Below are 22,982 nucleotides of genomic sequence, written 5' to 3'. Positions count from 1 at the left end.
CGGGACGTCGTGGGTTGCTGCCGAAGGCAAGCAGTCCGCACCAAACCCGGGAGTGAAGCAGATGTCCGTTCAGGACGAGAAGACCACGGTGAGCGACGGCATCCTCCTGTCCGACGCCGCCGCCGCGAAGGTCAAGAGCCTGCTGGAGCAGGAGGGCCGCGACGACCTCGCCCTGCGCGTCGCCGTCCAGCCCGGTGGCTGCTCGGGCCTGCGCTACCAGCTCTTCTTCGACGAGCGCTCGCTCGACGGCGACGTCGTCAAGGACTTCGACGGTGTGAAGGTCGTCACCGACCGCATGAGCGCCCCGTACCTGGGCGGCGCCTCCATCGACTTCGTCGACACCATCGAGAAGCAGGGCTTCACGATCGACAACCCCAACGCCACGGGCTCCTGCGCCTGCGGCGACTCGTTCAGCTAAACCGCCGGACGCGTCGGCGCACGCACACGCGAAAAGGGCGGCACCCCTTCCGGGGAGGCCGCCCTTTTGCGTGCCGTGCCGCCCTCCGGCTACTTGCCCTGCTGCCGCACGGTGTCGCCGCTCGCCAGGTCCACGACCTTCCGGTCGCCCAGCGGCTCGTCCAGCGAAACCGTCGTGTCGAACTTCTTGATCATCAGCACGCAGTACCGGCCCGGCTGCTTCTCGGTGCCCGTGACCTTCACCGTCACCGCCGACGAGGACTGCTCGGCCGAGGCGGCGTAGTCGCTGCACACCCCGCCCCAGAAGTGCAGGACGAGCGTGCGGCCGTCACCGCTCGCGGTGTACGACTCCACGCGCACCGGCCCGGAGACCGGCGGGGTCGCCGTCGGCTTGCCGCTCGGCTGCCCGCTCTCGGGACGGTCCTGCCGCGCGATGTACTTCGGGTCGACGGCCGGCTGGGCGATCGTCACCGTGTCGCCCTTGCCGGCGCCCGGCATCCGCGCCGTGAACAGCCACGACGGCACCAGCGCCTGCCGCCCGGAGACCGACTGCGCCGACAGCCCGAAGGCCGCGCCGGTCACGGTCACCGGCTCCGGTCCGCCCGGCTTGCCCGGGCACGGCGTGCCGTCGCCCTCCTTCTCCTGGTCCTTGAACGGGACCGCCGTCGCGCAGCCGCCGACGCTCACCCGGCCCGTGCCGGCGCCCTTGTTCAGCTCGTCGAGCGCCCGTTCCGCCGTGATCAGGGGGTAGTCCGCGCCCTTCTTCGGCACGTCCAGCATGCCGCTGCCGCCGACCACCTGCGCGTCCGCACCGATCTGCAGGCTCGTCCGCCAGCCGTACGTCGGCAGCGCGTTCACCACGGGATCGGCGGTGACGGCCCGGACGGCGCCGTGGACCTTGCTCGCGTCGGTCCGGGCGCCCTCCTGGCCCAGCGCCTTGAGCACGGGCGCGGCGGCCTCCTTCGCCCTGTCCTCCGGCACGGGCCGCGCCGCGGCCGGGTCCGGGGCCGGCGAGCCGTCACGGAAGGAGGGGCACTTCGGCACCGGCGCGTCCTTCGAGCCCTCCTGGGGCTCCGGCGTCACGCAGGGGGAGCCGCCCGGCACGCCGTAGCGCGAGTACGACCAGCTGCCCGGCCCCTGCCGGCCGACCTGCAGCGTGGGTCCCGCGGCATCCGGGCCGCCGCCGACCGTCCAGGTGTCCTGGACCAGCCGCGGGGCGCCCTGGACGTCGAGGGCCTTGGCGAGGGCGGCCACCGCCTCGCGCGTCACCTCGCGGGCAGGCAGGTGGACGGCCGCGGTCCGCGGTCCGGCGGGCAGCTTCCCCTCGGCCCGGTACCGCACGCCGTGGGGGTCGGGCTCGCCGACGGCGATGCCCTGACCCTGGGACGGTCCGCCGGGGCCGGCCGCGCGCCCGTACCCGTCCAGCGCGAGCGGCGGCGGGGAGCCGCTGCCGGCGCTCGCGTCCGCGGAGCCCCCGCCGTCGCCGTCGTGCGACGCCGTGGACGCCCAGTACGCGCCGCCTCCTCCGGCCAGCAGCACAGCCGCCGCCACCGATGCCACCGCCAGCGGGGAGTGCTTCCGCTGCCGTTTCTCGGGGCTGCCGCCCGGAGTGCTGCCCTCGGTGCTCACCGCATCGCTCCTTCGCTCCGCTCAATGTGTGTACTGCCGTGTCCCCCGTGAGGGGGACGCGGCTTGGACGGAGCGCAGGAGCGAGCGGTTCCACTGTCTCGTGCGGGGTGCCCTCCGGGACCGTCAGTCGCCGTACTCCGACATCCCGTCCAGGAGCCGTGCCGATCCCGCCGGGACGGTGATGCCGTGGATGAGCGAGAGCGGCGTGGTCCCGGCGGGGCCGGGCTCACCTGCGGTGCGGGTCCAGTGCGGTGCCATCCGGGCGCAGTCCCTGCGCAGCTCGTCCAGTGATTCCGGGTCCGTGGTGGGCGTGACGTCCTTCACAGTCTTCGGCATACCCGCACCGTACGCAGCGGAGAGCGAGCCGTGAAAGACCTACTATTAGGTAGATTTGTGTACCAATCATGGGGATCCGGGCCCGAGGGCCGCCGGCGGACCCGGTAACGTGGTGTGGCTCTTCCTTACCCCCCACCCCGTCCACCGCCCCGCAGGGAGCAGACCCGCCGTGCGTATCGCTGTCACCGGCTCCATCGCCACCGACCACCTGATGACCTTCCCCGGCCGTTTCGCCGATCAGCTCGTGGCGGACCAGCTGCACACGGTCTCCCTCTCCTTCCTCGTCGACGAGCTGGACGTCCGCCGCGGCGGTGTGGGCCCCAACATCTGCTTCGGCATGGGCCTGCTCGGCCTGAAGCCGATCCTGGTGGGTGCCGCCGGCGCGGACTTCGCCGACTACCGGGCCTGGCTCGACCGGCACGGCGTCGACACCGCCTCCGTGCACATCTCCGAGGTCCTGCACACCGCCCGCTTCGTCTGCACCACGGACACCGACCACAACCAGATCGCGTCCTTCTACACCGGCGCGATGAGCGAGGCCCGCCAGATCGAGCTGCAGCCCGTCGCCGACCGGGTCGGCGGCCTGGACCTGGTGCTGATCGGCGCGGACGACCCCGAGGCGATGCTGCGCCACACCGAGGAGTGCCGCTCCCGCGCCATCCCCTTCGCGGCCGACCCCTCCCAGCAGCTCGCCCGCCTGGACGGCGACGACATCCGGGTCCTGATCGACGGGGCGGCCTACCTCTTCACCAACGAGTACGAGAAGGCGCTCATCGAGTCCAAGACGGGCTGGACGGGCGAGGAGATCCTGGCCAAGGTCGGCACCCGCATCACCACGCTGGGCGCGGCGGGCGTGCGCATCGAGCGCGCCGGCGAGCCGGTGATCGAGGTGGGCTGCGCGCAGGAGGAGGCCAAGGTCGACCCGACCGGCGTCGGCGACGCCTTCCGCGCGGGCTTCCTCGCGGGCGTGACGTGGGGGCTGCCGCTGGAGCGGGCCGCGCAGGTGGGCTGCATGCTGGCGACGCTGGTCATCGAGACGCTGGGCACGCAGGAGTACGAGCTGCGCCGCGGCCACTTCATGGAGCGCTTCACCAAGGCGTACGGCCACGAGGCCGCCGCCGAGGTCCAGGCGCACCTGGCCTGAGCCACCGGGGGCCGGGCCCGTTCGGCCCGGCCCCTTTGGCGGTCAGCTCCGGCGGCGCACCGTGTACGCCACTCCGCGCTCCGCCGGGCGTTCCCCGACGTACTCCTGGTCGCGCATCTGGCACCACGCGGGAACGTCGAGCCGTGCCGCCTCGTCGTCGGACAGCACGGTCACCAGCCCGCCCACGGGGACGTCCCCGATCACCTTCGCCAGCTCGATCACCGGGATCGGGCAGCGCTTGCCCAGCGAGTCGACGACCAGCTCCTCCTCGCCGGCAGCGGACGGCGCGCCCGCCGGCGCCGGCGCCGGGGCGCCCAGGTGCTCGCGCACCGACGCCACCACCCGGGGCAGCACCTCCAGGAAGCCCTCGACCTCCTCCGCCGTCGTCCCCAGCGGCAGGGAGACCCGTACGTTCCCCTCCGAGAGCACCCCCATCGCCTGCAGCACATGACTGGGCCTCAGCGTGCTGGAGGTGCACGAGGAGCCGGAGGAGACCGAGAAGCCCTCGCGGTCCAGCGCGTGCAGCAGCGTCTCCCCGTCCACGTACAGACACGAGAACGTCAGCAGGTGCGGCAGCCGGCGCACCGGGTCGCCGACCACCTCGATGTCCGGGACGAGCCCGGGCAGCCGCTCGCGCAGGCGCTCCACCAGGGTGCGCAGCCGCGCGCCCTCGGCCGCCGCCTCCGCGCGCACCGCCCGCAGGGACGCCGCGGCCGCGACGATCGCGGGCAGGTCGGGGAAGCCCGGCGCCCGGCCGAACTCGCGCTCGTCCGCCGGCCCCCGGGCCGCGAACCGCACGCCCTTGCGCACGGCCAGCAGGCCCACCCCGGCCGGACCGCCCCACTTGTGCGCGCTCGCGGTCAGCAGCGACCAGCCACCGGGCACCGGGCCCCAGCCGAGCGACTGCGCGGCATCCACCAGCAGGGGGACGCCCGCCGTCCGGCACGCCTCGGCCACCTCGGCGACCGGCTGCTCCGTGCCCACCTCGTGGTTGGCGGTCTGCAGCGCCGCCAGGGCGGTGTCGGGCCGCAGGGCCGCGGCGAACGCGCCCGGCCCGACCCGGCCGGTGCGGTCCACGGGCACTTCGGTGACGCTGCCGCCCGCCGTCTCCAGTGCGGCGGCGGAGTGCAGGACGGCGGAGTGCTCCACCGCGGAGACCACCAGGTGGCGGCCCACCCGGCGGCGGCCGGCCAGCGCGCCGGCGATGCCGTCGTGCAGGGCGCGTGTCCCCGAAGGGGTGAAGACGAGTTCGTCGGGCCGGCAGCCGACCTCCTCCGCCGTGGCCTCGCGGGCGGCGTCCAGCAGCAGCCGGGCCCGGCGGCCCTCGCGGTAGAGCCGGGCGGGGTCGGCCCACCCCTCGTCGAGGGCGGCCAGCAGCGCCTGGCGGGCGACCGGGTGCAGGGGGGCGGCGGAGGCCGCGTCGAAGTAGGGCACACAGGAACGCTAACTCCCCCGCGCGCGGGAGTGGACGGGCCGCCGTCACCCGCCCGCCACCCCGTCCGCCGCCGTGGTGCGCAGCCGGCCGGCAGGGTTCCTCCGGATGGCCGGGCGTACCCCCCGCGACCTGCTCGCACGTGCCGCTGACGGTCCCCCAGACGGCCTCCGGATCCCGAGATTCCACCCCTTCGGGGACCGGACCGGCGCGTTGGGCACCCTCCCCGCGCGACCCCAAATAGCGTCCAGTAGGGTTTGGTCCGCATAAACATCCAAACCCCTGCCCGCAGCGGGCCGGCGACCGACCAGCGAGACGGCCGCAGCCGGCCGCACGGGCGAGACTCTCGGGAAGGCGCTACGTGAGTCCCAACGGCTCCGACCGCTCGTCGCGGCGCCCGGTGCGGCGGAAGCTGCTGCAGGCGCTGGCCGCGGGCGCTGTCCTGGCGACCGCCACCGGTTGCACATCGAAGGACTTCCCCCGCCTCGGCATGCCAACGCCCGTCACGGAAGAGGCGCCGCGGATCCTCTCCTTGTGGCAGGGCTCGTGGGCGGCTGCGCTCGCCACGGGCGTACTGGTGTGGGGCCTGATCCTGTGGAGCGTCGTCTTCCACCGGCGCAGCAGGTCCAAGGTGGAGGTTCCCACCCAGACCCGGTACAACATGCCCATCGAGGCGCTGTACACCGTGGTCCCGATCATCATCGTCTCGGTGCTCTTCTATTTCACCGCGCGCGATGAGAACAAGCTCCTGACCAACCCGGACAAGCCGCAGCACGTCATCAACGTGGTGGGCTTCCAGTGGAGCTGGGCGTTCAACTACATGGAGAACGTCGACGGCAACGCCGCGACGCCGGCGAAGCCGCTCCGTGAGAACAAGGAGCTCGACGCGATCCCGGACCGGTTCCTGAAGAAGGCACCGCAGGGCGCGGAGGGTGTCTACGAGGTCGGCGTCCCGGGTGACCGGAACCCGCAGACCAACAACCCCGGCCCGACGCTGTGGCTGCCCAAGGGCGAGACGGTGCAGTTCGTCCTCACCTCCCGGGACGTCATCCACTCCTTCTGGGTGGTGCCGTTCCTGATGAAGCAGGACGTCATCCCGGGCCACACCAACAGCTTCACGGTGACCCCCTCGAAGGAGGGCACGTACCTGGGCAAGTGCGCCGAGCTCTGCGGTCAGGACCACTCGCGGATGCTCTTCAACGTCAAGATCGTCTCTCCTGAGCGGTACCGGGCGCACCTGAAGGAGCTGGCGGCCAAGGGCCAGACCGGTTACCAGCCGGCGGGTATCGCGATGACGGATCACGCGAAGAACGCGGAGACCAAGAACAAGTGAGCATCCTCAACGAACCCCAGGGTGCCGCCGCCGCAACAGCCACGGCAGCACCACCCGTCCGCCAGAAGCAGCCCGGTAATCAGGTGATCAAGTGGCTCACCACCACTGACCACAAGACGATCGGCACGCTGTACCTGGTCACGTCGTTCGCGTTCTTCTGCATCGGCGGCCTGATGGCGCTCCTCATGCGCGCCGAGCTGGCCCGTCCCGGCACGCAGATCATGTCGAACGAGCAGTTCAACCAGGCGTTCACGATGCACGGCACGATCATGCTGCTGATGTTCGCGACGCCGCTGTTCGCCGGATTCGCGAACTGGATCATGCCGCTGCAGATCGGCGCGCCCGACGTGGCGTTCCCGCGGCTGAACATGTTCGCCTACTGGCTCTACCTCTTCGGCTCGCTCATCGCGGTGGCGGGCTTCCTCACCCCGCAGGGTGCGGCCGACTTCGGCTGGTTCGCCTACTCCCCGCTGTCGGACGCGGTCCGCTCGCCGGGCGTCGGCGCCGACATGTGGATCATGGGTCTGGCCTTCTCCGGCTTCGGCACGATCCTCGGTTCGGTCAACTTCATCACCACGATCATCTGCATGCGCGCTCCGGGCATGACGATGTTCCGCATGCCGATCTTCACCTGGAACGTCCTGCTGACCGGTGTCCTGGTCCTGCTGGCCTTCCCGGTGCTGGCCGCCGCGCTGTTCGCCCTGGAGGCGGACCGTAAATTCGGTGCCCACGTATTCGACGCGTCCAACGGCGGCGCGCTGCTGTGGCAGCACCTCTTCTGGTTCTTCGGTCACCCCGAGGTCTACATCATCGCCCTGCCGTTCTTCGGCATCATTTCCGAGGTCATTCCGGTGTTCTCCCGGAAGCCGATGTTCGGTTACTGGGGCCTGATTGCCGCGACGATTTCCATCGCGGGTCTCTCGGTCACCGTGTGGGCGCACCACATGTATGTCACCGGCGGTGTGCTGCTGCCGTTCTTCTCCTTCATGACCTTCCTAATCGCGGTCCCGACCGGTGTGAAGTTCTTCAACTGGATCGGCACCATGTGGAAGGGCTCGCTGTCCTTCGAGACCCCGATGCTGTGGGCCGTCGGCTTCCTGATCACCTTCACCTTCGGTGGTCTGACCGGCGTCATCCTGGCCTCGCCGCCGATGGACTTCCACGTCTCCGACTCGTACTTCGTGGTCGCGCACTTCCACTACGTCATCTTCGGCACCGTGGTGTTCGCGATGTTCTCCGGCTTCCACTTCTGGTGGCCGAAGTTCACGGGCAAGATGCTGGACGAGCGCCTGGGCAAGATCACCTTCTGGACGCTGTTCGTGGGCTTCCACGGCACGTTCCTGGTCCAGCACTGGCTGGGCGCCGAGGGCATGCCGCGTCGTTACGCGGACTACCTCGCCGCCGACGGCTTCACCACGCTGAACACCATCTCGACCATCAGCTCCTTCCTGCTGGGCCTGTCGATCCTGCCGTTCTTCTACAACGTCTGGAAGACCGCCAAGTACGGCAAGAAGGTCGAGGTCGACGACCCGTGGGGCTACGGCCGTTCGCTGGAGTGGGCGACCTCCTGCCCGCCGCCGCGGCACAACTTCCTCACGCTGCCGCGCATCCGCTCCGAATCCCCGGCGTTCGACCTGCACCACCCGGAGATCGCGGCGCTGGAGATCGAGGAGAACCTCGCCGCTGACAAGGCCCTCGCGGGTGGCAAGGAGGCCGGCAAGTGAAGATCCAAGGCCGGATGTTCATCTGGCTCTCCGTCTTCATCCTCGCCATGGCGGTCGTCTATGGCGTGTGGGCGAAGGAAGCGGCCGGTACGACCGCGCTCTTCATGGCCTTCGGCCTGTGCATCATGGTCGGCTACTACCTGGCGTTCACCGCGCGCCGGGTGGACGCCGGCGCCCAGGACGACAAGAACGCGGACGTCGCCGACGACGCCGGTGAGCTGGGCTTCTTCGCCCCGCACAGCTGGCAGCCGCTGTCCCTGGCGGTGGGTGGCGCCCTCGCCTTCATGAGCATCTGCTTCGGCTGGTGGCTCATGTACTTCTCCGCCCCGATCATCCTGGTCGGCCTCTTCGGCTGGGTGTTCGAGTTCTACCGCGGCGAGAACCAGAACCAGTAGGTTCCGCCCCGCCGCTTCCCGGGCCCCGCACACCGCACGGTGTGCGGGGCCCGGTGCGTTCTCCACCCGTTTGCAGGCGCCCCGGGAGCCGTCCGCCCGGATCGTTCCTACGGTGTGACCATGGGTCACACACCTCGAAGCCAAGCGGTGCCGCTCTGCGCCCTGCTGCTGGTCTCCCTGGCACCGGTGTTCGCCGCCTGCGGCGGCTCGTCGAACCCGCTGGCCGACAAGCCCTACGACGCCACGGACCAGGTCAGGCTGGCCGGGGCCGACTCCGGCCGGAAGGCGGACCCGAGCAAGCCCCTGGAGGTCACGGCCTCCGGCGGCGACCGGATCACCGACGTGACCGCCACCGACGCGGCCGGACGGTACGTCAAGGGCGAGCTCGCCCCCGACGGCTCCCGCTGGCACAGCACCGGAGCGCTGGCGGCCGGCGCCCACTACACCGTGCGCGTCAGCACCGAGGACGAGGACGGGGCCCAGGGGCGCCGGACGATCGGCTTCGACACCAATCCGGCCGACAGGCTGCTGAGGGTGGCGTTCGGCCCGCAGAGCGGCACCTACGGCGTCGGACAGCCCATCACCGCCGAGCTCAGCGAGCCCGTCCAGGACCCGGTCGCCCGCGCCGTCGTCGAACGCACCCTGCACGTGGAGTCCCAGCCCGCGGTCCAGGGCGCCTGGCACTGGGTGGACAACCGGACCCTGCACTACCGCCCGGCCGAGTACTGGCCCGCCCACGCCACGATCGACGTGCGCGCCACCCTCGACGGCATCAAGGTCGGCGGCGGCCTCTACGGCGGCCCCTCCAAGCCCGTCAGGCTGACCACGGGCGACCGCGTCGAGGCCGTCACCGATGCCGCCGGGCACTACATGACGGTCATGAAGAACGGCGAGACCCTGCGCACCATCCCCGTCACCACCGGCAAGCCCGGCTACGCCACCCGCAACGGGGTCAAGGTGATCCTGGGCCGGGAATCCTTCGTACGGATGCGCGGCACCAGCATCGGCATCGCGGAGGGCAGCGAGGACGCCTACGACCTGCCGGTCTACTGGGCCACCCGGGTCACCTGGAGCGGCGAGTACGTCCACGCCGCCCCCTGGTCCGAGGGCTCGCAGGGCATGGACAACGTCAGCCACGGCTGCACCGGCATGAGCACCGCCAACGCCAAGTGGTTCTTCGACAACGTCCGCGTCGGCGACGTCGTCAAGGTCGTCGGCAGCGCCGGCGCCACCATGACGCCCTTCGACAACGGCTTCGGCGACTGGAACATGCCCTGGAAGCAGTGGCGCGAGGGCAGCGCCCTGGTGGCCGGCAAGCGGGAGGGCACCGGCCCGGCCGACGTGGCCCGGCTGCGGCCCGAGCTCTAGGGGTCAGGCGTCGACGCCCTGCTTCTGCCGCAACAGCCCCGCCAGGGCGTCCGCGAACGCGACCGGGTCCAGCGGATGGGTGACGGCCGCGTCCGCGCGGCTCCAGGTGGCCAGCCAGGCGTCCTGCGGCCGGCCGATGAGCAACAGCACCGGCGGGCAGCGGAACACCTCGTCCTTCAGCTGCCGGCACACGCCCATGCCGCCCGCGGGCGCCGTCTCGCCGTCCAGCACGCACACGTCCACCCGGTGCTCCGCCAGGGTCCGCAGCACCGCGGGGAGGGTCGCGCACTCCAGGTACTCCACCGGTGGGACGTCCGCCGCCGGACGCCTCCCGGAAGCCAGCCGCACCTGCTCGCGCGTGTGCGCGTTGTCGCTGTAGACCAGCACCGTGGCGGTCGGCTGCATCGTTCCTCCAGGCTTGTGGACACTCATGGACAGCACAGCGTGTGGGTCGGGCCGTTGTGCGCGGATGCTACTCCGCGAAGGCCCTCCGGGAGGAGGGTTCGGCAAGGCCCGCAAGGCCCCGGAAGCGGTCCTTCCCCCCTTTGGGGGACGCTCGCCATGGGCCGTACGAGCAGGGCATACGGTCTTGACACACCGAACGGCACCCCCCGGAGTGAGCGCGAGATAAGCGACCGACATAATGTCGGTCGTGGCGACAGCAACAGCAACAGATACCGGGCACGCGCACCCGTCGGTCAATCGACCGAACCTCACCAGCGTCGGAACCATCATCTGGCTGAGTTCCGAGCTGATGTTCTTCGCGGCCCTCTTCGCGATGTACTTCACCCTGCGATCGGTGACCGGAGCCGAGCACTGGAAGGAAATGGCGTCCGCGCTGAACCTTCCGTTCTCGGCCACCAACACCACGATCCTCGTGCTCTCCTCCCTCACCTGCCAGCTCGGCGTCTTCGCCGCCGAGCGCGGCGACGTGAAGAAGCTGCGCATGTGGTTCGTGGTCACGTTCGTGATGGGTGCCATCTTCATCGGCGGCCAGGTCTTCGAATACACCGACCTGGTCAAGGAGGAGGGGCTCTCCCTGTCCTCCGACCCGTACGGCTCGGTGTTCTACCTGACGACCGGCTTCCACGGCCTGCACGTGACGGGCGGTCTCATCGCCTTCCTGCTGGTCCTGGGCAGGACGTACGCGGCCAAGAGGTTCACTCACCACCAGGCGACCGCCGCCATCGTCGTGTCCTACTACTGGCACTTCGTCGACGTGGTCTGGATCGGCCTCTTCGCCACGATCTACTTGATCAAGTAATCGGTCCCGTTCCGCACCGGACCATCAGTCCAGCATCGACGCAGAAGATCCTGACACCGGGGTAATCCGTGAAAAAGCTCTCCGCACGACGACGCCATCCGCTGGCGGCGGTCGTCGTCCTACTCTTCGCGCTGGCGGTAACTGGGGGGCTGTACGCCGCGTTCGCGCCGGCGGACACGGCCAAGGCCGATGACACCGCCCAGTCCCTCGCCATCGAGGAGGGCAAGAAGCTGTACTCCGTGGGCTGCGCAAGCTGCCACGGAACCGGCGGTCAGGGCACCTCCGACGGGCCGAGCCTGGTCGGCGTGGGCGCCGCCGCCGTCGACTTCCAGGTCGCCACCGGCCGCATGCCGCTCCAGCAGCAGGGTGCCCAGGCGCCCCGCAAGAAGGCCATCTACACGCAGGCCGAGATCGACCAGCTCGCCGCGTACATCGCCTCCCTCGGCGCGGGCCCCTCGGTCCCGACGAAGAACCAGTACAGCCCCGACGGTGCCGACATCGCCAAGGGTGGCGAGCTGTTCCGTACGAACTGCGCCCAGTGCCACAACTTCACCGGCAAGGGCGGCGCACTCTCGAACGGCAAGTACGCCCCGAGCCTTGAGGGCGTCGACCCGAAGCACATCTACGAGGCCATGCAGACCGGCCCGCAGAACATGCCTTCCTTCCCCGACACCACGATGTCGGAGAAGAACAAGAAGGACATCATCGCGTACCTCGACACGGTCAACAGCGACAAGACCAAGAGCCCGGGCGGCCTCGAACTGGGCGGCCTCGGCCCGGTCAGTGAGGGTCTGTTCGCGTGGATCTTCGGTCTGGGTGCGCTGATCGCAGTCGCCATCTGGGTCGCGGCCCACACCGCTAAGGCCAAGAAGTCATGAGTAGCCAAGACATTCCAGAAGAGACCCTGCCGAGCACGCAGGGCCACGCGCACGAAGGTGCCGTAGCCACCGCCGGCGACCCGTTCGCGGACCCGGGGCTGCCGCCCCACGAGCCGCGCATGCAGGACATCGACGAGCGGGCCGCCAAGCGCTCCGAGCGCGTGGTCGCGTTCCTGTTCATGCTGTCGATGCTGGCCACGGTCGGCTTCATCGCCGCCTACGTGACCCTGCCGGTCGACAAGAACATCTACGTGTTCCCGATCGGTCACATCAGCGCGCTGAACTTCTCGCTGGGGCTCACCCTCGGCGTGGCGCTGTTCTGCATCGGCGCGGGCGCGGTCCACTGGGCCCGCACCCTGATGTCCGACGTCGAGGTCGCCGACGACCGGCACCCGATCGAGGCGGCCCCCGAGGTCAAGGCCAAGGTTCTGGCCGACTTCAAGCTGGGTGCCGAGGAGTCCGGGTTCGGCCGTCGCAAGCTGATCCGCAACACCATGTTCGGCGCGCTGGCCCTGGTGCCGCTCTCCGGCGTGATGCTGCTGCGCGACCTCGGTCCGCTGCCGGGCACCAAGCTCCGCAAGACCGCCTGGTCCGAGGGCAAGATGCTCATCAACCAGAACACGCTGCAGCCCCTGCGTCCCGAGGACATCGCGGTCGGCTCCCTCACCTTCGCCATGCCCGAGGGCATGAAGGAGGAGGACCACGACTTCCAGCAGGAGATCGCCAAGGCGGCCCTGATGATCGTCCGGCTCCAGCCGGAGAACATCAAGGACAAGCAGGAGCTCGACTGGTCGGTCGACGGCATCGTCGCGTTCTCCAAGATCTGCACGCACGTCGGCTGCCCGATCAGCCTCTACGAGCAGCAGACGCACCACGTGCTGTGCCCGTGCCACCAGTCCACCTTCGACCTCGCCGACGGCGGCCGGGTGATCTTCGGCCCGGCCGGTCACGCCCTTCCGCAGCTGCGGATCAAGGTCAACGACAAGGGCTACCTTGAGGCCATGGGCGACTTCGCCGAGCCCGTCGGTCCTGCCTACTGGGAGCGCGGATGAGCAACAACGACAACCGCCGCAAGGCGCCCGCCGGTGAGCGGGTAGCCGACTGGGCCGACGGCCGGCTGGGCATCTACAGCCTGGCCAAGACCAACATGCGGAAGATCTTCCCGGACCACTGGTCCTTCATGCTGGGTGAGGTCTGCCTCTACAGCTTCGTGATCATCATCCTCACGGGTGTGTATCTGACGCTGTTCTTCCACCCCAGCATGAACGAGGTCGTCTACCACGGCTCGTACGTCCCCATGCAGGGCATGCGGATGTCCGAGGCGTTCAAGTCGACGGTCGACATCAGCTTCGACGTCCGCGGTGGTCTGCTCATCCGGCAGATCCACCACTGGGCTGCGCTGATCTTCGTCGCGGCCATGCTCGTGCACATGATGCGCGTGTTCTTCACCGGCGCGTTCCGCAAGCCGCGTGAGGTCAACTGGCTGTTCGGCTTCCTGCTGCTGGTCCTCGGCATGTTCACCGGTTTCACCGGTTACTCGCTGCCGGACGACCTGCTCTCGGGCACCGGTGTCCGGTTCATGGAGGGTGCGATCCTCTCCATCCCGATCATCGGCACCTACATCTCGATGTTCCTGTTCGGTGGCGAGTTCCCCGGCTCGGACTTCGTGCCGCGGTTCTTCTCGATCCACGTCCTGCTGCTGCCGGGCGTCATGCTCGGCCTGCTGGTGGCGCACCTGATCCTGGTCTTCTACCACAAGCACACGCAGTTCCCCGGCCCCGGCCGGACGAACAAGAACGTGGTCGGCATGCCGCTGCTGCCGGTCTACATGGCCAAGGCCGGAGGCTTCTTCTTCCTGGTCTTCGGTGTCATCGCGGCCATCGCGGCCATCGCGACGATCAACCCGATCTGGGCCATGGGCCCGTACCGCCCGGACCAGGTGTCCACCGGTGCGCAGCCCGACTGGTACATGGGCTTCTCCGAGGGCCTCATCCGCGTGATGCCGGGCTGGGAGATCAACTTCGCGGGTCACACGCTCGTCCTGGGCGTGTTCATCCCGCTGATGATCTTCCCGCTGGTGCTGGCCGCCATCGCGGTCTACCCGTTCATCGAGTCCTGGGTCACCGGCGACAAGCGTGAGCACCACCTGCTGGACCGCCCGCGCAACGCCCCGACCCGCACCGCGTTCGGTGTGGCCTGGCTGACCTGGTACCTGGTGCTGCTGGTCGGTGGTGGAAACGACCTGTGGGCCACCCACTTCCACCTGTCGATCAACGCCATCACCTGGTTCGTCCGGATCGCGTTCTTCGTCGGCCCGGTCATCGCCTTCGTCGCCACCCGCCGGATCTGCATGGGTCTCCAGCGCCGCGACAAGGAGAAGGTGCTGCACGGCCGCGAGTCGGGCATCATCAAGCGCCTGCCGCACGGTGAGTTCGTCGAGGTCCACGAGCCGCTCTCGCAGCAGCAGCTGCACACCCTCACGGCCCACGAGCAGCCCCTGCCGCTGGAGCTGGAGCCCGAGGTCGACGAGAACGGCGTCGCTCGCAAGATCAGCGCCACGCAGAAGCTCCGCGTCAAGCTCTCGAAGGGCTTCTACGGCGAGGGGACGCACATCCCCAAGGCCACCGCGGAGGAGTACCAGGAGATCACCAGCGGCCACGGCCACCACTGATGACTCCCACCTGCTGATCACAGTGAACTGATCGCCACAGCAAGAGCCCCGTCCATGCGCTGGACGGGGCTCTTCGCTGTCCCCGGACGTCGATAGGCTGGGACCCGGGGGGCTACTAGGAGCCCCCGTGGAGACGACCGACCACCAGGAGCGTGGACCATGAACGTTGCGACCCCGGCAGGCGGCGAGCGCTCGGTGGCCCACTCCTGGCCCGGCGTACTCGACGCCCTGCTCGACCGTGTGGACCTCAGCGCCGACGACACCGCCTGGGCCATGGACAGCATCATGCGCGGCGAGGCGACGAGCGCACAGATCGCCGGCTTCGTGGTGGCCCTGCGGGCCAAGGGCGAGACCGTCGCCGAGATCTCCGGCCTGGTCCGGACGATGTACGAGCACGCCAACCTCATCGAGGTGCCCGGCCCGAGCGTGGACATCGTGGGCACCGGCGGCGACGGCGCCAAGACCGTCAACATCTCCACCATGTCCTCGATCGTCGTGGCCGGCACCGGCGCGAAGGTGGTCAAGCACGGCAACCGCGCCGCCTCGTCCGCCAGCGGTGCCTCCGACGTCCTGGAGAAGCTCGGGGTCAACCTCGACCTGACGCCGCGGCGGGTGGTGGAGGTCGCCGAGGAGGCGGGCATCACCTTCTGCTTCGCCGTGAAGTTCCACCCCGCGCTGCGGCACGTCGCCGCGGCCCGCCGCGAGCTGGGCATCCGCACCACGTTCAACGTGCTGGGCCCGCTGACCAACCCCGCGCGCGTGCGCGCCCAGGCGACGGGCGTGGCGGACCCCCGGATGGCGCCCATCCTGGCCGGCGTGCTGGCCGAGCGGGGCTCCTCGGCGCTGGTCTTCCGCGGCGACGACGGGCTGGACGAGCTGACCACGACGGCGACGTCCCGGGTGTGGACCGTCCGCGACGGTGCGGTGCGGGAGGAGCCCTTCGACCCCCGCGACGTGGGCATCGACCTGGTGCCGGTGGAGGCGCTGCGGGGCGCCGACGCCTCGTACAACGCCGACGTCGCCCGCCGCCTGCTGGCGGGGGAGACCGGGCCGGTGCGCGACGCGGTGCTGCTCAACTCGGCGGCGGCGCTGGTGGCGTTGGCGCCGACGGACGCCCCGCTGACGGAGCAGATCTCCGCCGGCATCGCCCGGGCCGCGGAGTCGATCGACTCCGGCGCGGCCCGGCGGACGCTGGAGCGCTGGGTTTCGGCCAGCAACGCCTGACGGGGGCGGTCCGGTGGGTGGGACGAAGCCCGCTCACCGGGCCGCCGGCCCCGAAGGTGTGCCATACTCCTCGGCAAGGTCACGAGTGACAGCGATCAGGCCCCGGCTTGCTGTCCGGCAACCCTCCTTCCGTGGCGGGGTGCCCCGGGTGATGACCAGGCCGCAGGCAGCGACGTCTGTGGCAAGCGCGGATCCCTCGCCAGGGATCCTGGTTGTCGAGGGAGATTCTTCCGTGATTCAGCGAATGCGCTAGGGCTCCGAGAGCCCCTTCTCCGCGTACCCTCCTTCCCCTTCCCGCGCCGGGCCCGTCGTCGGCCGCGCGGTGGAATTCGCCTGCCTCATACGGGAGTTCGTCATGCCTGTCGCCACCCTCGCCGCCGACCAGTCCGTCTGCGCCCCGCTGCCCGTCCTCGGCCGGGACGTGCGGGTGCCGCTGGTCACCGGGGGCGAAGTGACCTACGCGGCACTCGACTACGCCGCCAGCGCCCCGGCCCTGCAGCGCGTGTGGGACGACGTCGCCGCCTACGCGCCGTACTACGGCAGCGTGCACCGCGGCGCCGGCTACCTCTCGCAGCTGTCCACCGACCTCTTCGAGAACAGCCGGGCGGCGGTGGCCGGATTCCTCGGCTGCCGCGAGGGCGACCAGGTGGTCTTCACCCGCTCCACCACCGACTCGCTCAACCTCCTGGCGTCCGTCCTGCCCGCCGGCTGCCGGGTGTTCGTCTTCGAGACCGAGCACCACGCCGCGCTGCTGCCCTGGGGGAGGGGCGACGCCGAGGTCACCTGCCTCGACGCGCCGCGCACCCCCGCCCAGGCCGTCGAGACGCTGGAGCGGGCCCTGGCCGACCGTGACCCCTACGGCCCGGCGCTGGTCGTCGTGACGGGTGCCTCCAACGTGACGGGGGAGCTGTGGCCCGTGCGGGAGCTGGCGGCGGCCGCGCACGCGCACGGGGCCCGCATCGTGCTGGACGCCGCCCAGCTGGCCCCCCACCACCCCGTCGACGTCGCCGAGTTGGACGTCGACTGGGTCGCCTTCTCCGGCCACAAGCTCTACGCGCCGTTCGGCTCCGGCGTCCTGGCCGGCCGTGCCGACTGGCTGCGGAACGCCGAGCCGTACCTGGCGGGCGGCGGGGCGAGCCGCAGCGTCGCCCGGCGCACCGACGGCGGCGTCGACGTCCAGTGGCACGAGAGCGCGGCCCGCCACGAGGCCGGCTCGCCCAACGTCATCGGCGTCTACGCGATCGCCTCGGCCTGCAAGGCGCTCACCGAGGCCGGCTTCGACCGGCTCGTCGAGCGGGAACAGCAGCTGGTGGAGCAGGTGCGGGCGGGGCTGGCCGCGGTGCCCGGGGTGCGGGTGCTCTCGCTCTTCGGCGACGACGCCCCGCGGGTGGGCGTCCTGTCCTTCGTGGTGGACGGCTGGAACAGCTCGCACTTCGCCGCCGCGCTCTCCGCCGAGTACGGCATCGGCGTGCGCGACGGCCTCTTCTGCGCCCATCCGCTGGTGCGCACGCTGCTCGGCGGCGAGGGCCGGGCGGAGCCCGGCGCGTGCGGGGCGCCCGACGAGGGGTCCTCGCTCAACGCGATCCGGGTCAGCTTCGGCGCCGGTACCCCCGACGAGCACGTCGAGCGGTTCGTGCGGGCCGTCGGGGAGCTGGTGCGGAACGGGGCGCGCTGGCTCTACCGCACCGAGGGCGGCCGCTGCGTCCCCGACACCTCGGCCTGATCCCTCAGCTGTCGAGGCCGATGGCGAAGGCCGCTTCGAGGTCGTGCTGGGAGTAGGTGCGGAAGGCGATGTGCGTCTCGGTCGAGGCCACGCCCTGCACCTTGCTGATCCGGCCCGGGATGACCTCGGCGAGGTCCTCGTGCCGGGCCACCCGCACCAGTGCGATCAGGTCGTAGGCACCGGTGACCGAGTACACCTCGCTCACGCCCTCCAGCGTGGCGATCTTCTCCGCGATCTCCGGGATCCGGTCCACGTCGGTCTTGATGAGCACGATCGAAGTGATCACGTCGGCTTGTCTCCTTCGGTGGACCGGGTTGCGCCCTTCACTCTAGCCGCAGCCGTGCGGTGGACCCAGGTGCAGGCGAAGCCGAGGCAGAAGCCCAGCACATGGGCCAGATAGGCGACCCCCGGCTGACCGGCCTCCGTGCCGGTCGCCAGCCACTGCAGCACGAACCAGAACAGCAGTACGGCCCAGGCGGGGAAGCGCAGCGGCAGGAAGAAGAGGAACGGGAAGAGGCTGGTGACCCGCGCCCTGGGGAAGAGATAGAGGAACGCCCCCAGCACGCCGGAGATGGCGCCGGACGCCCCCACCAGCGTGCGGTCGGAGTGGGCGTGCACGAGGGCGTAGCCCAGCAGCGCGAGGTAGCCGGTGAGGAGGTAGGAGCAGGCGAAGGCGGCGCGGCCCATGCGGGCCTCGGTCATGGCGCCGAAGACGTAGAGGAAGAGCATGTTGCCCAGGAGATGCAGCCAGTTGCCGTGGACGAACAGCGCCGTGAACGGGGTGCACAGACCCCGCAGGGGGCCGTGCCAGAGCTCCTGCGGCACGACGCCCCAGCGCGCGAAGTAGTCGGTCTGGGCCGACAGCAGGCCGGGCCCGGTGCCGTAGGCGGCGTTCAGGCCGGAGGCCGGCCCGACGAGGAAGGCCGCGCAGCAGCAGCCCAGGAGCGTCCACGTCACCCACGGAACGCCGTCCCGGCCCGCGCGCATTACCTTTCCGATCATGGCCAGATCATGGCGTACCGGGCACAACCGGCACAGAGTGCCTCGCCGGTCCGTCCGCTCGGGACGGTGCCACCGCGTTCGGCGACCACCAGGCCGTAGGGTTACGGAAAGAGAACTGCACAGACCGTATGCAGACCGTATGTAAACCGCACGCGAACCGTACGACGAGGACGGACGAGACGATGGGCGTTCCCCGGCCGACGGCCGAGACCCGGTGGCGCTGCACCCTGTGCGGCAACCTCACGCGGTTCGACGTGACCCGCACCACCAGGGCCGTGGAGTACGTGCACCTCGATCTGGCGGGCGAGCCGAAGGTGGAGGAACGTGAGGTCGTCAGTGAGACGATCGAATCCGTGCGGTGCCGCTGGTGCAACACGGTCGACCAGATCGAGCTGGTGGACCGGCCGGCTGCACATGCCTGAAGAACGGGAGCGATGAACGGTGGTGGAGCACACTGACGGCGTGGAGGCCGCCGGTGACGCCGGCGGGGCCGACGACGGCGTCACGGAGGTGCTCGACCGTCCGCTGCCCGAGGGGATCAGGCGGCGGGTCATCGGGCTCGTCGCGGAGGCGTTCGGCGGGCTGACGGTCGCCGAACTCCCGGCCCAGCTGCGGCAGTACGCCCGCTTCACCCCGACCCGGCGGGCCAAGTTCGCCGGCAACGCCATGGCGGCGGCCGTGGAGGGCGACCCCGTCTTCCGGCAGCGGATCTCCGCCCGGCTGCGCGAGACGGGCTCGGAGCTGGTCGAGGCGCTCGACGCCGGCTCGCCGCCCGCGGCCGCGGACCCCGAGGACGTGGCGGCCATGGCCTTCGTGCTGCGCCCGCCCGGCTGGGTCAAGCTCGTCACGGCGGCCGGCGAGGAGGCCCAGCGGGCCAGCGCCGAGCGGGCCGGCGAGGAGGCCCAGCGCGAGCTGCGGCAGCTGCGCGAGGAGCTGGCCTCGGCCCGGGCCGAGGCCCGTGCGGAGACCGAGCGCGTCCGCGCCGAGCTGGAGGCGGCGCGCCGGGAGTCCGAGTCGTACCAGCGCAAGCTGCGCAGTGCCGTCAGCGACGTGCGGCGCGGCGAGGCGGCGCTGCGCAAGGCGCAGGCGGAGCTGGAGTCGCTGCGGTCGGAGGCCGCGGCCGAGAAGGCGGCGGCCCTGGCCGAGACGCGGCGCATCAAGTCCCGGCTGGCGGAGGCCGAGGCGGGCCTGGAGGCGACCCGCCGGGCGGCCCGCGAGGGGCGCAGCGTGGAGGACATGCGGCTGCGGCTGCTGCTGGACACGGTGCTGGACGCGGCCCAGGGGCTGCGGCGCGAGCTGGCGCTGCCGCCCGCCTCCGTGCACCCGGCGGACACCGTGGACGCGGTGCAGCCGGGCACGATGACGCCCAAGGACATCGCCACCCGGGCCCTGTCGGAGACCGACCCGGCGCTGCTCGACCAGCTGCTGGCCCTGCCGCAGGCGCATCTGGTGGTCGACGGCTACAACGTCACCAAGTCCGGCTACCCGACGATGCCGCTGGACAAGCAACGGCTGCGGCTGCTGGGCGGGCTGGCGATGCTGGCCGCGCAGACCGGCGCCGAGGTGACGTGCGTCTTCGACGGTGCGGAGCTCGCCGCTCCGGTGCTGCTGGCGCCGCCGCGCGGGGTGCGGGTGCTGTTCAGCAAGCCCGGCGTGACGGCGGACGAGCTCATCCGCCAGCTGGTGCGGGCCGAGCCGCCGGGCCGTCCGGTCGTGGTGGTCTCCACCGACCGCGAGGTGGCCGACGGCGTGGCGAAGGCGGGCGCGCGGCCGGTCGCATCGGCCCTGCTGCTGCGGCGACTTGCCCGGACCTGAGGGATAGCGCCCGTTAAGTCGGTGTTCCTTGTGGGCCCCGTTGGTAAAGCTTGGACTCCTGGGGCAGATTTTTCGCACGAGAATTTGAAAGGATCTCATTCCGCTCACTAGGGTCGGGCCTCGAACCTTTGCTCCATGATTCTGAGTTCGAGGAAGAGGAGGGTCTCGCCCCGTGGCCTCCCACCGTCGTCCCAAGCCGCCGAGTCGCACTCGGGTGACCGTCCTGACCGCGACCGCCGCCGCGGCCGTCGCGCTCTCCGCGCAGTCCGCGCACGCCGATCCGCGGCCCTCCAAGGCGGAGGCCAAGGCCGAGGTCGACAAGCTCTACGAAGAGGCGGAGCAGGCCACCGAGAAGTTCAACGGGGCCAAGGAGCAGCACGACAAGCTCCAGAAGCAGGTGGACGAGCTCCAGGACCGGGTCGCCCGCGGCCAGGAGGAGCTCAACAAGCTCCGTGACGGCCTCGGTTCGCTGGCCACCGCCCAGTACCGCAGCGGCTCCATCGACCCCACCCTGCAGCTGCTGCTGTCCTCCGACCCGGACACGTACCTGGAGAAGGCTTCCACCCTCAACCAGCTCAGCGCCAAGCAGGCGGACACCCTGCGGCTGATCGCCGCCAAGCAGCGCGCCCTGGCGCAGCAGCGCAAGGAGGCCACGACGAAGCTGGCGGACCTGGAGTCCACCCGCAAGGCGCTGGGCGAGCGCCAGCGGGAGATCCAGGGCAAGCTCGCCGAGGCCCAGAAGGTGCTCAACGCCTTCTCCGAGAAGGAACGCGCCGAGATCACCGGTTCGGACAAGGGCGCCGACGGCGCCAAGGGCACCGGCGGCAAGAGCGGCGGCGACTCCGCCGGCACCGGCGGTTCGTCGAGCCACCCGAACGTACCCGCCGGCTCCGGCCGCGGCGGCGCCGCACTGGGCGCGGCCCAGAGCCAGCTCGGCAAGCCGTACCACTACGGCGCGACCGGCATGGCCTCGTGGGACTGCTCCGGGCTGACCCAGTGGGCCTACGGCCAGGCCGGCGTCTCCCTGCCGCGCATCTCCCAGGACCAGGCCAACGCCGGCACCCGCATCTACAGCCAGAGCCAGCTCCAGCCCGGCGACCTGGTGATCTTCTACGGCGACCAGCACCACGTCGGCCTCTACGCGGGCAACGGCCAGGTGCTGCACGCGCCGCGGACCGGCACGGTCGTCCGCTACGAAGCGATGGGCAACATGCCCTTCCAGTTCGGGGTCCGTGTCGGCTGACCCTTCCGTCCCGGTCCCTCCTGGTCCCTCCCGGCCCGGACGGCACGGGGGTACCCCCACGGCTCACACCTCACGCCGCGCCACGCCGCCCGTTCGGGCGAATCCCGGCTACGGCAACTGACTCCGCGCCCCGCCGGTGACCTGCGTCTCCGGCGGGGCGTCAGTCGTCCGACCCCGCCAGGTCTTTGAACAGGGGGTGAGCGCGCCGCTACTGTCTGGCGCGCGGTCCCCCCGCTGTCGTCCGCCCGTCGACCGGGCGGCAAGGGTCCGCACACAGTGGAAGGAAGTGCGGCCCCCCGTGGCGTCCCATCGCCGTCCCTCGCAGTCCGGCCTCGGCCAGAGCATGCGGGTCACCGTCCTGTCCGCCGCGGTGGCCACCGCGGCGGCCGCCCTCTCGGCGGCCCCGGCGACCGCCCGGCCCGGCGACACCGCCGACGACTCGAAGGCGACCGGGACGGTGAGAGCGCAACTCGACCGGCTCTACGAGCAGGCCGAGCGGGCCACCGAGAAGTACAACGCGGCCGGCGAACGCGCCGACGCCCTGCGCGAGCGCGTCGAGCAGGCCGCCGACCGCGTCGCGCGCGGCCAGGAACAGGTCAACCGCCTGCGCACCGCCCTCGGCATGATCGCCACCGCCCAGTACCGCAACGGCGCCGTGGACCCCGCCATCGAGCTGCTCCTGTCCTCCGACCCCGACGGCTACCTCGACCGGGCCGCCACCCTCGACCGCGTCACCGGCCGCCAGGCCGGACAGCTGCGGTCCCTGCTCGCCGCGCAGCGCACGCTGCGCCAGGAGCGGCAGGAGGCCGCCCGCACGCTCGCCGAGCTGGAGGCGAGCCGGGCGGCCGTCGAGCGCCACAAGGAGGAGGTCGAGGGCAAGCTCGCCGAGGCCCGCAGGCTGCTGAACTCCCTCCCGGAGCCGGCCCGCGCGGACTACGCCCGTTCCTCCCGCTCGGCCGAACGCGCCGCCGGGCCCCTGCACGGCCTGCTGCCCGACCTCGCGGCCATCTCCGGCCGCGGCGCCGCCGCCGCCATGGCGGCCCGGTCGGCGGTGGGCTCCCCGTACGCCTGGGGGGCCACCGGGCCCGGCGCCTTCGACTGCTCCGGGCTGATGCAGTGGGCCTACGGCCGCGCCGGAGTGGGCCTGCCGCGCACCTCCCAGGCCCAGCGCAACGCCGGCCGCCACGTCTCCCTGGCCGACGCCCGGCCCGGCGATCTGGTCATCTACCGCGACGACGCCAGCCACGTGGGCATGTACGTGGGCAACGGCCAGGTCGTGCACGCCCCCTACCCCGGCGCGCGGGTCCGCTACGACCCGGCCAACATGATGCCGATTTCCTCCGTCACCCGGCCATGAGCGTGCCCTGACCCGGGCCGGGGGCCA

The 22,982-nt window shown here is 71.1% G+C and carries 22 protein-coding genes and 1 riboswitch; of the genes, 16 read left to right on the top strand and 6 right to left on the bottom strand.

Annotated features, from left to right (window positions below; genetic code table 11):
* The first annotated feature begins 61 nt into the window (after nt 1–61).
* Nucleotides 62–418 (top strand): iron-sulfur cluster insertion protein ErpA, encoded by a 357-nt coding sequence (erpA, locus tag IE182_RS22890; protein ID WP_004946545.1) that lies wholly within the window; start codon nt 62–64, stop codon nt 416–418.
* A gap of 89 nt (nt 419–507) precedes the next feature.
* On the opposite strand, the gene IE182_RS22885 is transcribed toward erpA, so the two are convergent.
* Nucleotides 508–2,046 (bottom strand): hypothetical protein, encoded by a 1,539-nt coding sequence (locus IE182_RS22885; protein WP_190111776.1) that lies wholly within the window; start codon nt 2,044–2,046, stop codon nt 508–510.
* A gap of 123 nt (nt 2,047–2,169) precedes the next feature.
* The gene (locus IE182_RS22880) at nt 2,170–2,382 is read right to left on the bottom strand and encodes a hypothetical protein (protein ID WP_190111775.1); all 213 of its coding nucleotides are present in this window, start codon (nt 2,380–2,382) and stop codon (nt 2,170–2,172) included.
* A gap of 169 nt (nt 2,383–2,551) precedes the next feature.
* On the opposite strand from IE182_RS22880, the gene IE182_RS22875 reads away from it, so the two are divergent.
* Nucleotides 2,552–3,526, top strand: a complete 975-nt coding sequence (locus IE182_RS22875) for a carbohydrate kinase family protein (RefSeq protein WP_190111774.1) — start codon at nt 2,552–2,554, stop codon at nt 3,524–3,526.
* Nucleotides 3,527–3,568: 42 nt separating this feature from the next.
* Here IE182_RS22875 and IE182_RS22870 read toward each other — a convergent pair whose 3' ends face one another.
* Nucleotides 3,569–4,960 (bottom strand): cysteine desulfurase/sulfurtransferase TusA family protein, encoded by a 1,392-nt coding sequence (locus IE182_RS22870; protein ID WP_190111773.1) that lies wholly within the window; start codon nt 4,958–4,960, stop codon nt 3,569–3,571.
* Nucleotides 4,961–5,319: 359 nt separating this feature from the next.
* Here IE182_RS22870 and ctaC point away from each other — a divergent pair, with 359 nt between their 5' ends.
* From ctaC to IE182_RS22850, 4 genes are all read left to right on the top strand, one after another.
* On the top strand, nt 5,320–6,291 hold the full coding sequence (ctaC, locus tag IE182_RS22865; protein WP_190111772.1) for an aa3-type cytochrome oxidase subunit II: 972 nt from the start codon (nt 5,320–5,322) through the stop codon (nt 6,289–6,291).
* Nucleotides 6,288–8,015 (top strand): aa3-type cytochrome oxidase subunit I, encoded by a 1,728-nt coding sequence (ctaD, locus tag IE182_RS22860; RefSeq protein WP_190111771.1) that lies wholly within the window; start codon nt 6,288–6,290, stop codon nt 8,013–8,015. The genes ctaC and ctaD overlap by 4 nt, the downstream gene beginning before the upstream one ends.
* On the top strand, nt 8,012–8,410 hold the full coding sequence (locus IE182_RS22855) for a cytochrome c oxidase subunit 4 (protein WP_190111770.1): 399 nt from the start codon (nt 8,012–8,014) through the stop codon (nt 8,408–8,410). Before ctaD ends, IE182_RS22855 begins: the two co-directional genes overlap by 4 nt.
* A 120-nt stretch (nt 8,411–8,530) precedes the next feature.
* The gene (locus tag IE182_RS22850; protein ID WP_190111769.1) at nt 8,531–9,778 is read left to right on the top strand and encodes a L,D-transpeptidase; all 1,248 of its coding nucleotides are present in this window, start codon (nt 8,531–8,533) and stop codon (nt 9,776–9,778) included.
* Between the two features lie 3 nt (nt 9,779–9,781).
* Here the strand turns inward: IE182_RS22850 and IE182_RS22845 are convergent, their stop codons facing one another.
* A complete protein-coding gene (locus tag IE182_RS22845; RefSeq protein WP_190111768.1) occupies nt 9,782–10,183 on the bottom strand; it encodes a hypothetical protein in 402 nt (133 codons plus the stop codon).
* Between the two features lie 238 nt (nt 10,184–10,421).
* Between IE182_RS22845 and ctaE the strand changes: the two genes are divergently transcribed.
* The 6 genes from ctaE (at nt 10,422) to IE182_RS22815 (ending at nt 17,538) form a co-directional block, all read left to right on the top strand.
* A complete protein-coding gene (ctaE, locus tag IE182_RS22840; protein ID WP_071963529.1) occupies nt 10,422–11,042 on the top strand; it encodes an aa3-type cytochrome oxidase subunit III in 621 nt (206 codons plus the stop codon).
* 68 nt (nt 11,043–11,110) lie between these two features.
* A complete protein-coding gene (gene qcrC, locus IE182_RS22835; protein WP_190111767.1) occupies nt 11,111–11,920 on the top strand; it encodes a cytochrome bc1 complex diheme cytochrome c subunit in 810 nt (269 codons plus the stop codon).
* On the top strand, nt 11,917–12,972 hold the full coding sequence (gene qcrA / locus IE182_RS22830; RefSeq protein ID WP_190111766.1) for a cytochrome bc1 complex Rieske iron-sulfur subunit: 1,056 nt from the start codon (nt 11,917–11,919) through the stop codon (nt 12,970–12,972). Before qcrC ends, qcrA begins: the two co-directional genes overlap by 4 nt.
* Entirely contained in the window at nt 12,969–14,591 is a 1,623-nt protein-coding gene (gene qcrB / locus IE182_RS22825) for a cytochrome bc1 complex cytochrome b subunit (protein WP_190111765.1), read from the top strand. The genes qcrA and qcrB overlap by 4 nt, the downstream gene beginning before the upstream one ends.
* Nucleotides 14,592–14,750: 159 nt before the next feature.
* Nucleotides 14,751–15,815 (top strand): anthranilate phosphoribosyltransferase, encoded by a 1,065-nt coding sequence (trpD, locus tag IE182_RS22820; RefSeq protein WP_190111764.1) that lies wholly within the window; start codon nt 14,751–14,753, stop codon nt 15,813–15,815.
* A gap of 77 nt (nt 15,816–15,892) precedes the next feature.
* A riboswitch (SAM riboswitch) is annotated at nt 15,893–16,009 on the top strand.
* 161 nt (nt 16,010–16,170) lie between these two features.
* A complete protein-coding gene (locus IE182_RS22815) occupies nt 16,171–17,538 on the top strand; it encodes an aminotransferase class V-fold PLP-dependent enzyme (RefSeq protein ID WP_190111763.1) in 1,368 nt (455 codons plus the stop codon).
* Between the two features lie 4 nt (nt 17,539–17,542).
* On the opposite strand, the gene IE182_RS22810 is transcribed toward IE182_RS22815, so the two are convergent.
* Nucleotides 17,543–17,824, bottom strand: coding sequence for an Lrp/AsnC ligand binding domain-containing protein (locus tag IE182_RS22810; RefSeq protein ID WP_190111762.1), 282 nt, complete (start codon nt 17,822–17,824; stop codon nt 17,543–17,545).
* Nucleotides 17,821–18,540, bottom strand: a complete 720-nt coding sequence (locus IE182_RS22805) for a rhomboid family intramembrane serine protease (protein WP_190111761.1) — start codon at nt 18,538–18,540, stop codon at nt 17,821–17,823. Before IE182_RS22805 ends, IE182_RS22810 begins: the two co-directional genes overlap by 4 nt.
* 182 nt (nt 18,541–18,722) lie before the next feature.
* Here IE182_RS22805 and IE182_RS22800 point away from each other — a divergent pair, with 182 nt between their 5' ends.
* The 4 genes from IE182_RS22800 (at nt 18,723) to IE182_RS22785 (ending at nt 22,955) form a co-directional block, all read left to right on the top strand.
* Entirely contained in the window at nt 18,723–18,962 is a 240-nt protein-coding gene (locus IE182_RS22800; RefSeq protein ID WP_190111760.1) for a hypothetical protein, read from the top strand.
* A 19-nt stretch (nt 18,963–18,981) separates the two neighbouring features.
* On the top strand, nt 18,982–20,355 hold the full coding sequence (locus IE182_RS22795; RefSeq protein WP_373303600.1) for an NYN domain-containing protein: 1,374 nt from the start codon (nt 18,982–18,984) through the stop codon (nt 20,353–20,355).
* A 172-nt stretch (nt 20,356–20,527) separates the two neighbouring features.
* On the top strand, nt 20,528–21,598 hold the full coding sequence (locus tag IE182_RS22790; RefSeq protein WP_190111759.1) for a C40 family peptidase: 1,071 nt from the start codon (nt 20,528–20,530) through the stop codon (nt 21,596–21,598).
* Between the two features lie 298 nt (nt 21,599–21,896).
* The gene (locus tag IE182_RS22785) at nt 21,897–22,955 is read left to right on the top strand and encodes a C40 family peptidase (RefSeq protein ID WP_190111758.1); all 1,059 of its coding nucleotides are present in this window, start codon (nt 21,897–21,899) and stop codon (nt 22,953–22,955) included.
* Nucleotides 22,956–22,982: the final 27 nt, after the last annotated feature.

Origin of the sequence: Streptomyces cinnamoneus, assembly GCF_014650495.1 — a bacterium.
In the GTDB taxonomy this organism is placed as follows: domain Bacteria; phylum Actinomycetota; class Actinomycetes; order Streptomycetales; family Streptomycetaceae; genus Streptomyces; species Streptomyces cinnamoneus.
The sequence above is the reverse complement of the archived record's forward strand: the minus strand, read 5'-3'. Positions and strand labels throughout refer to the sequence as shown.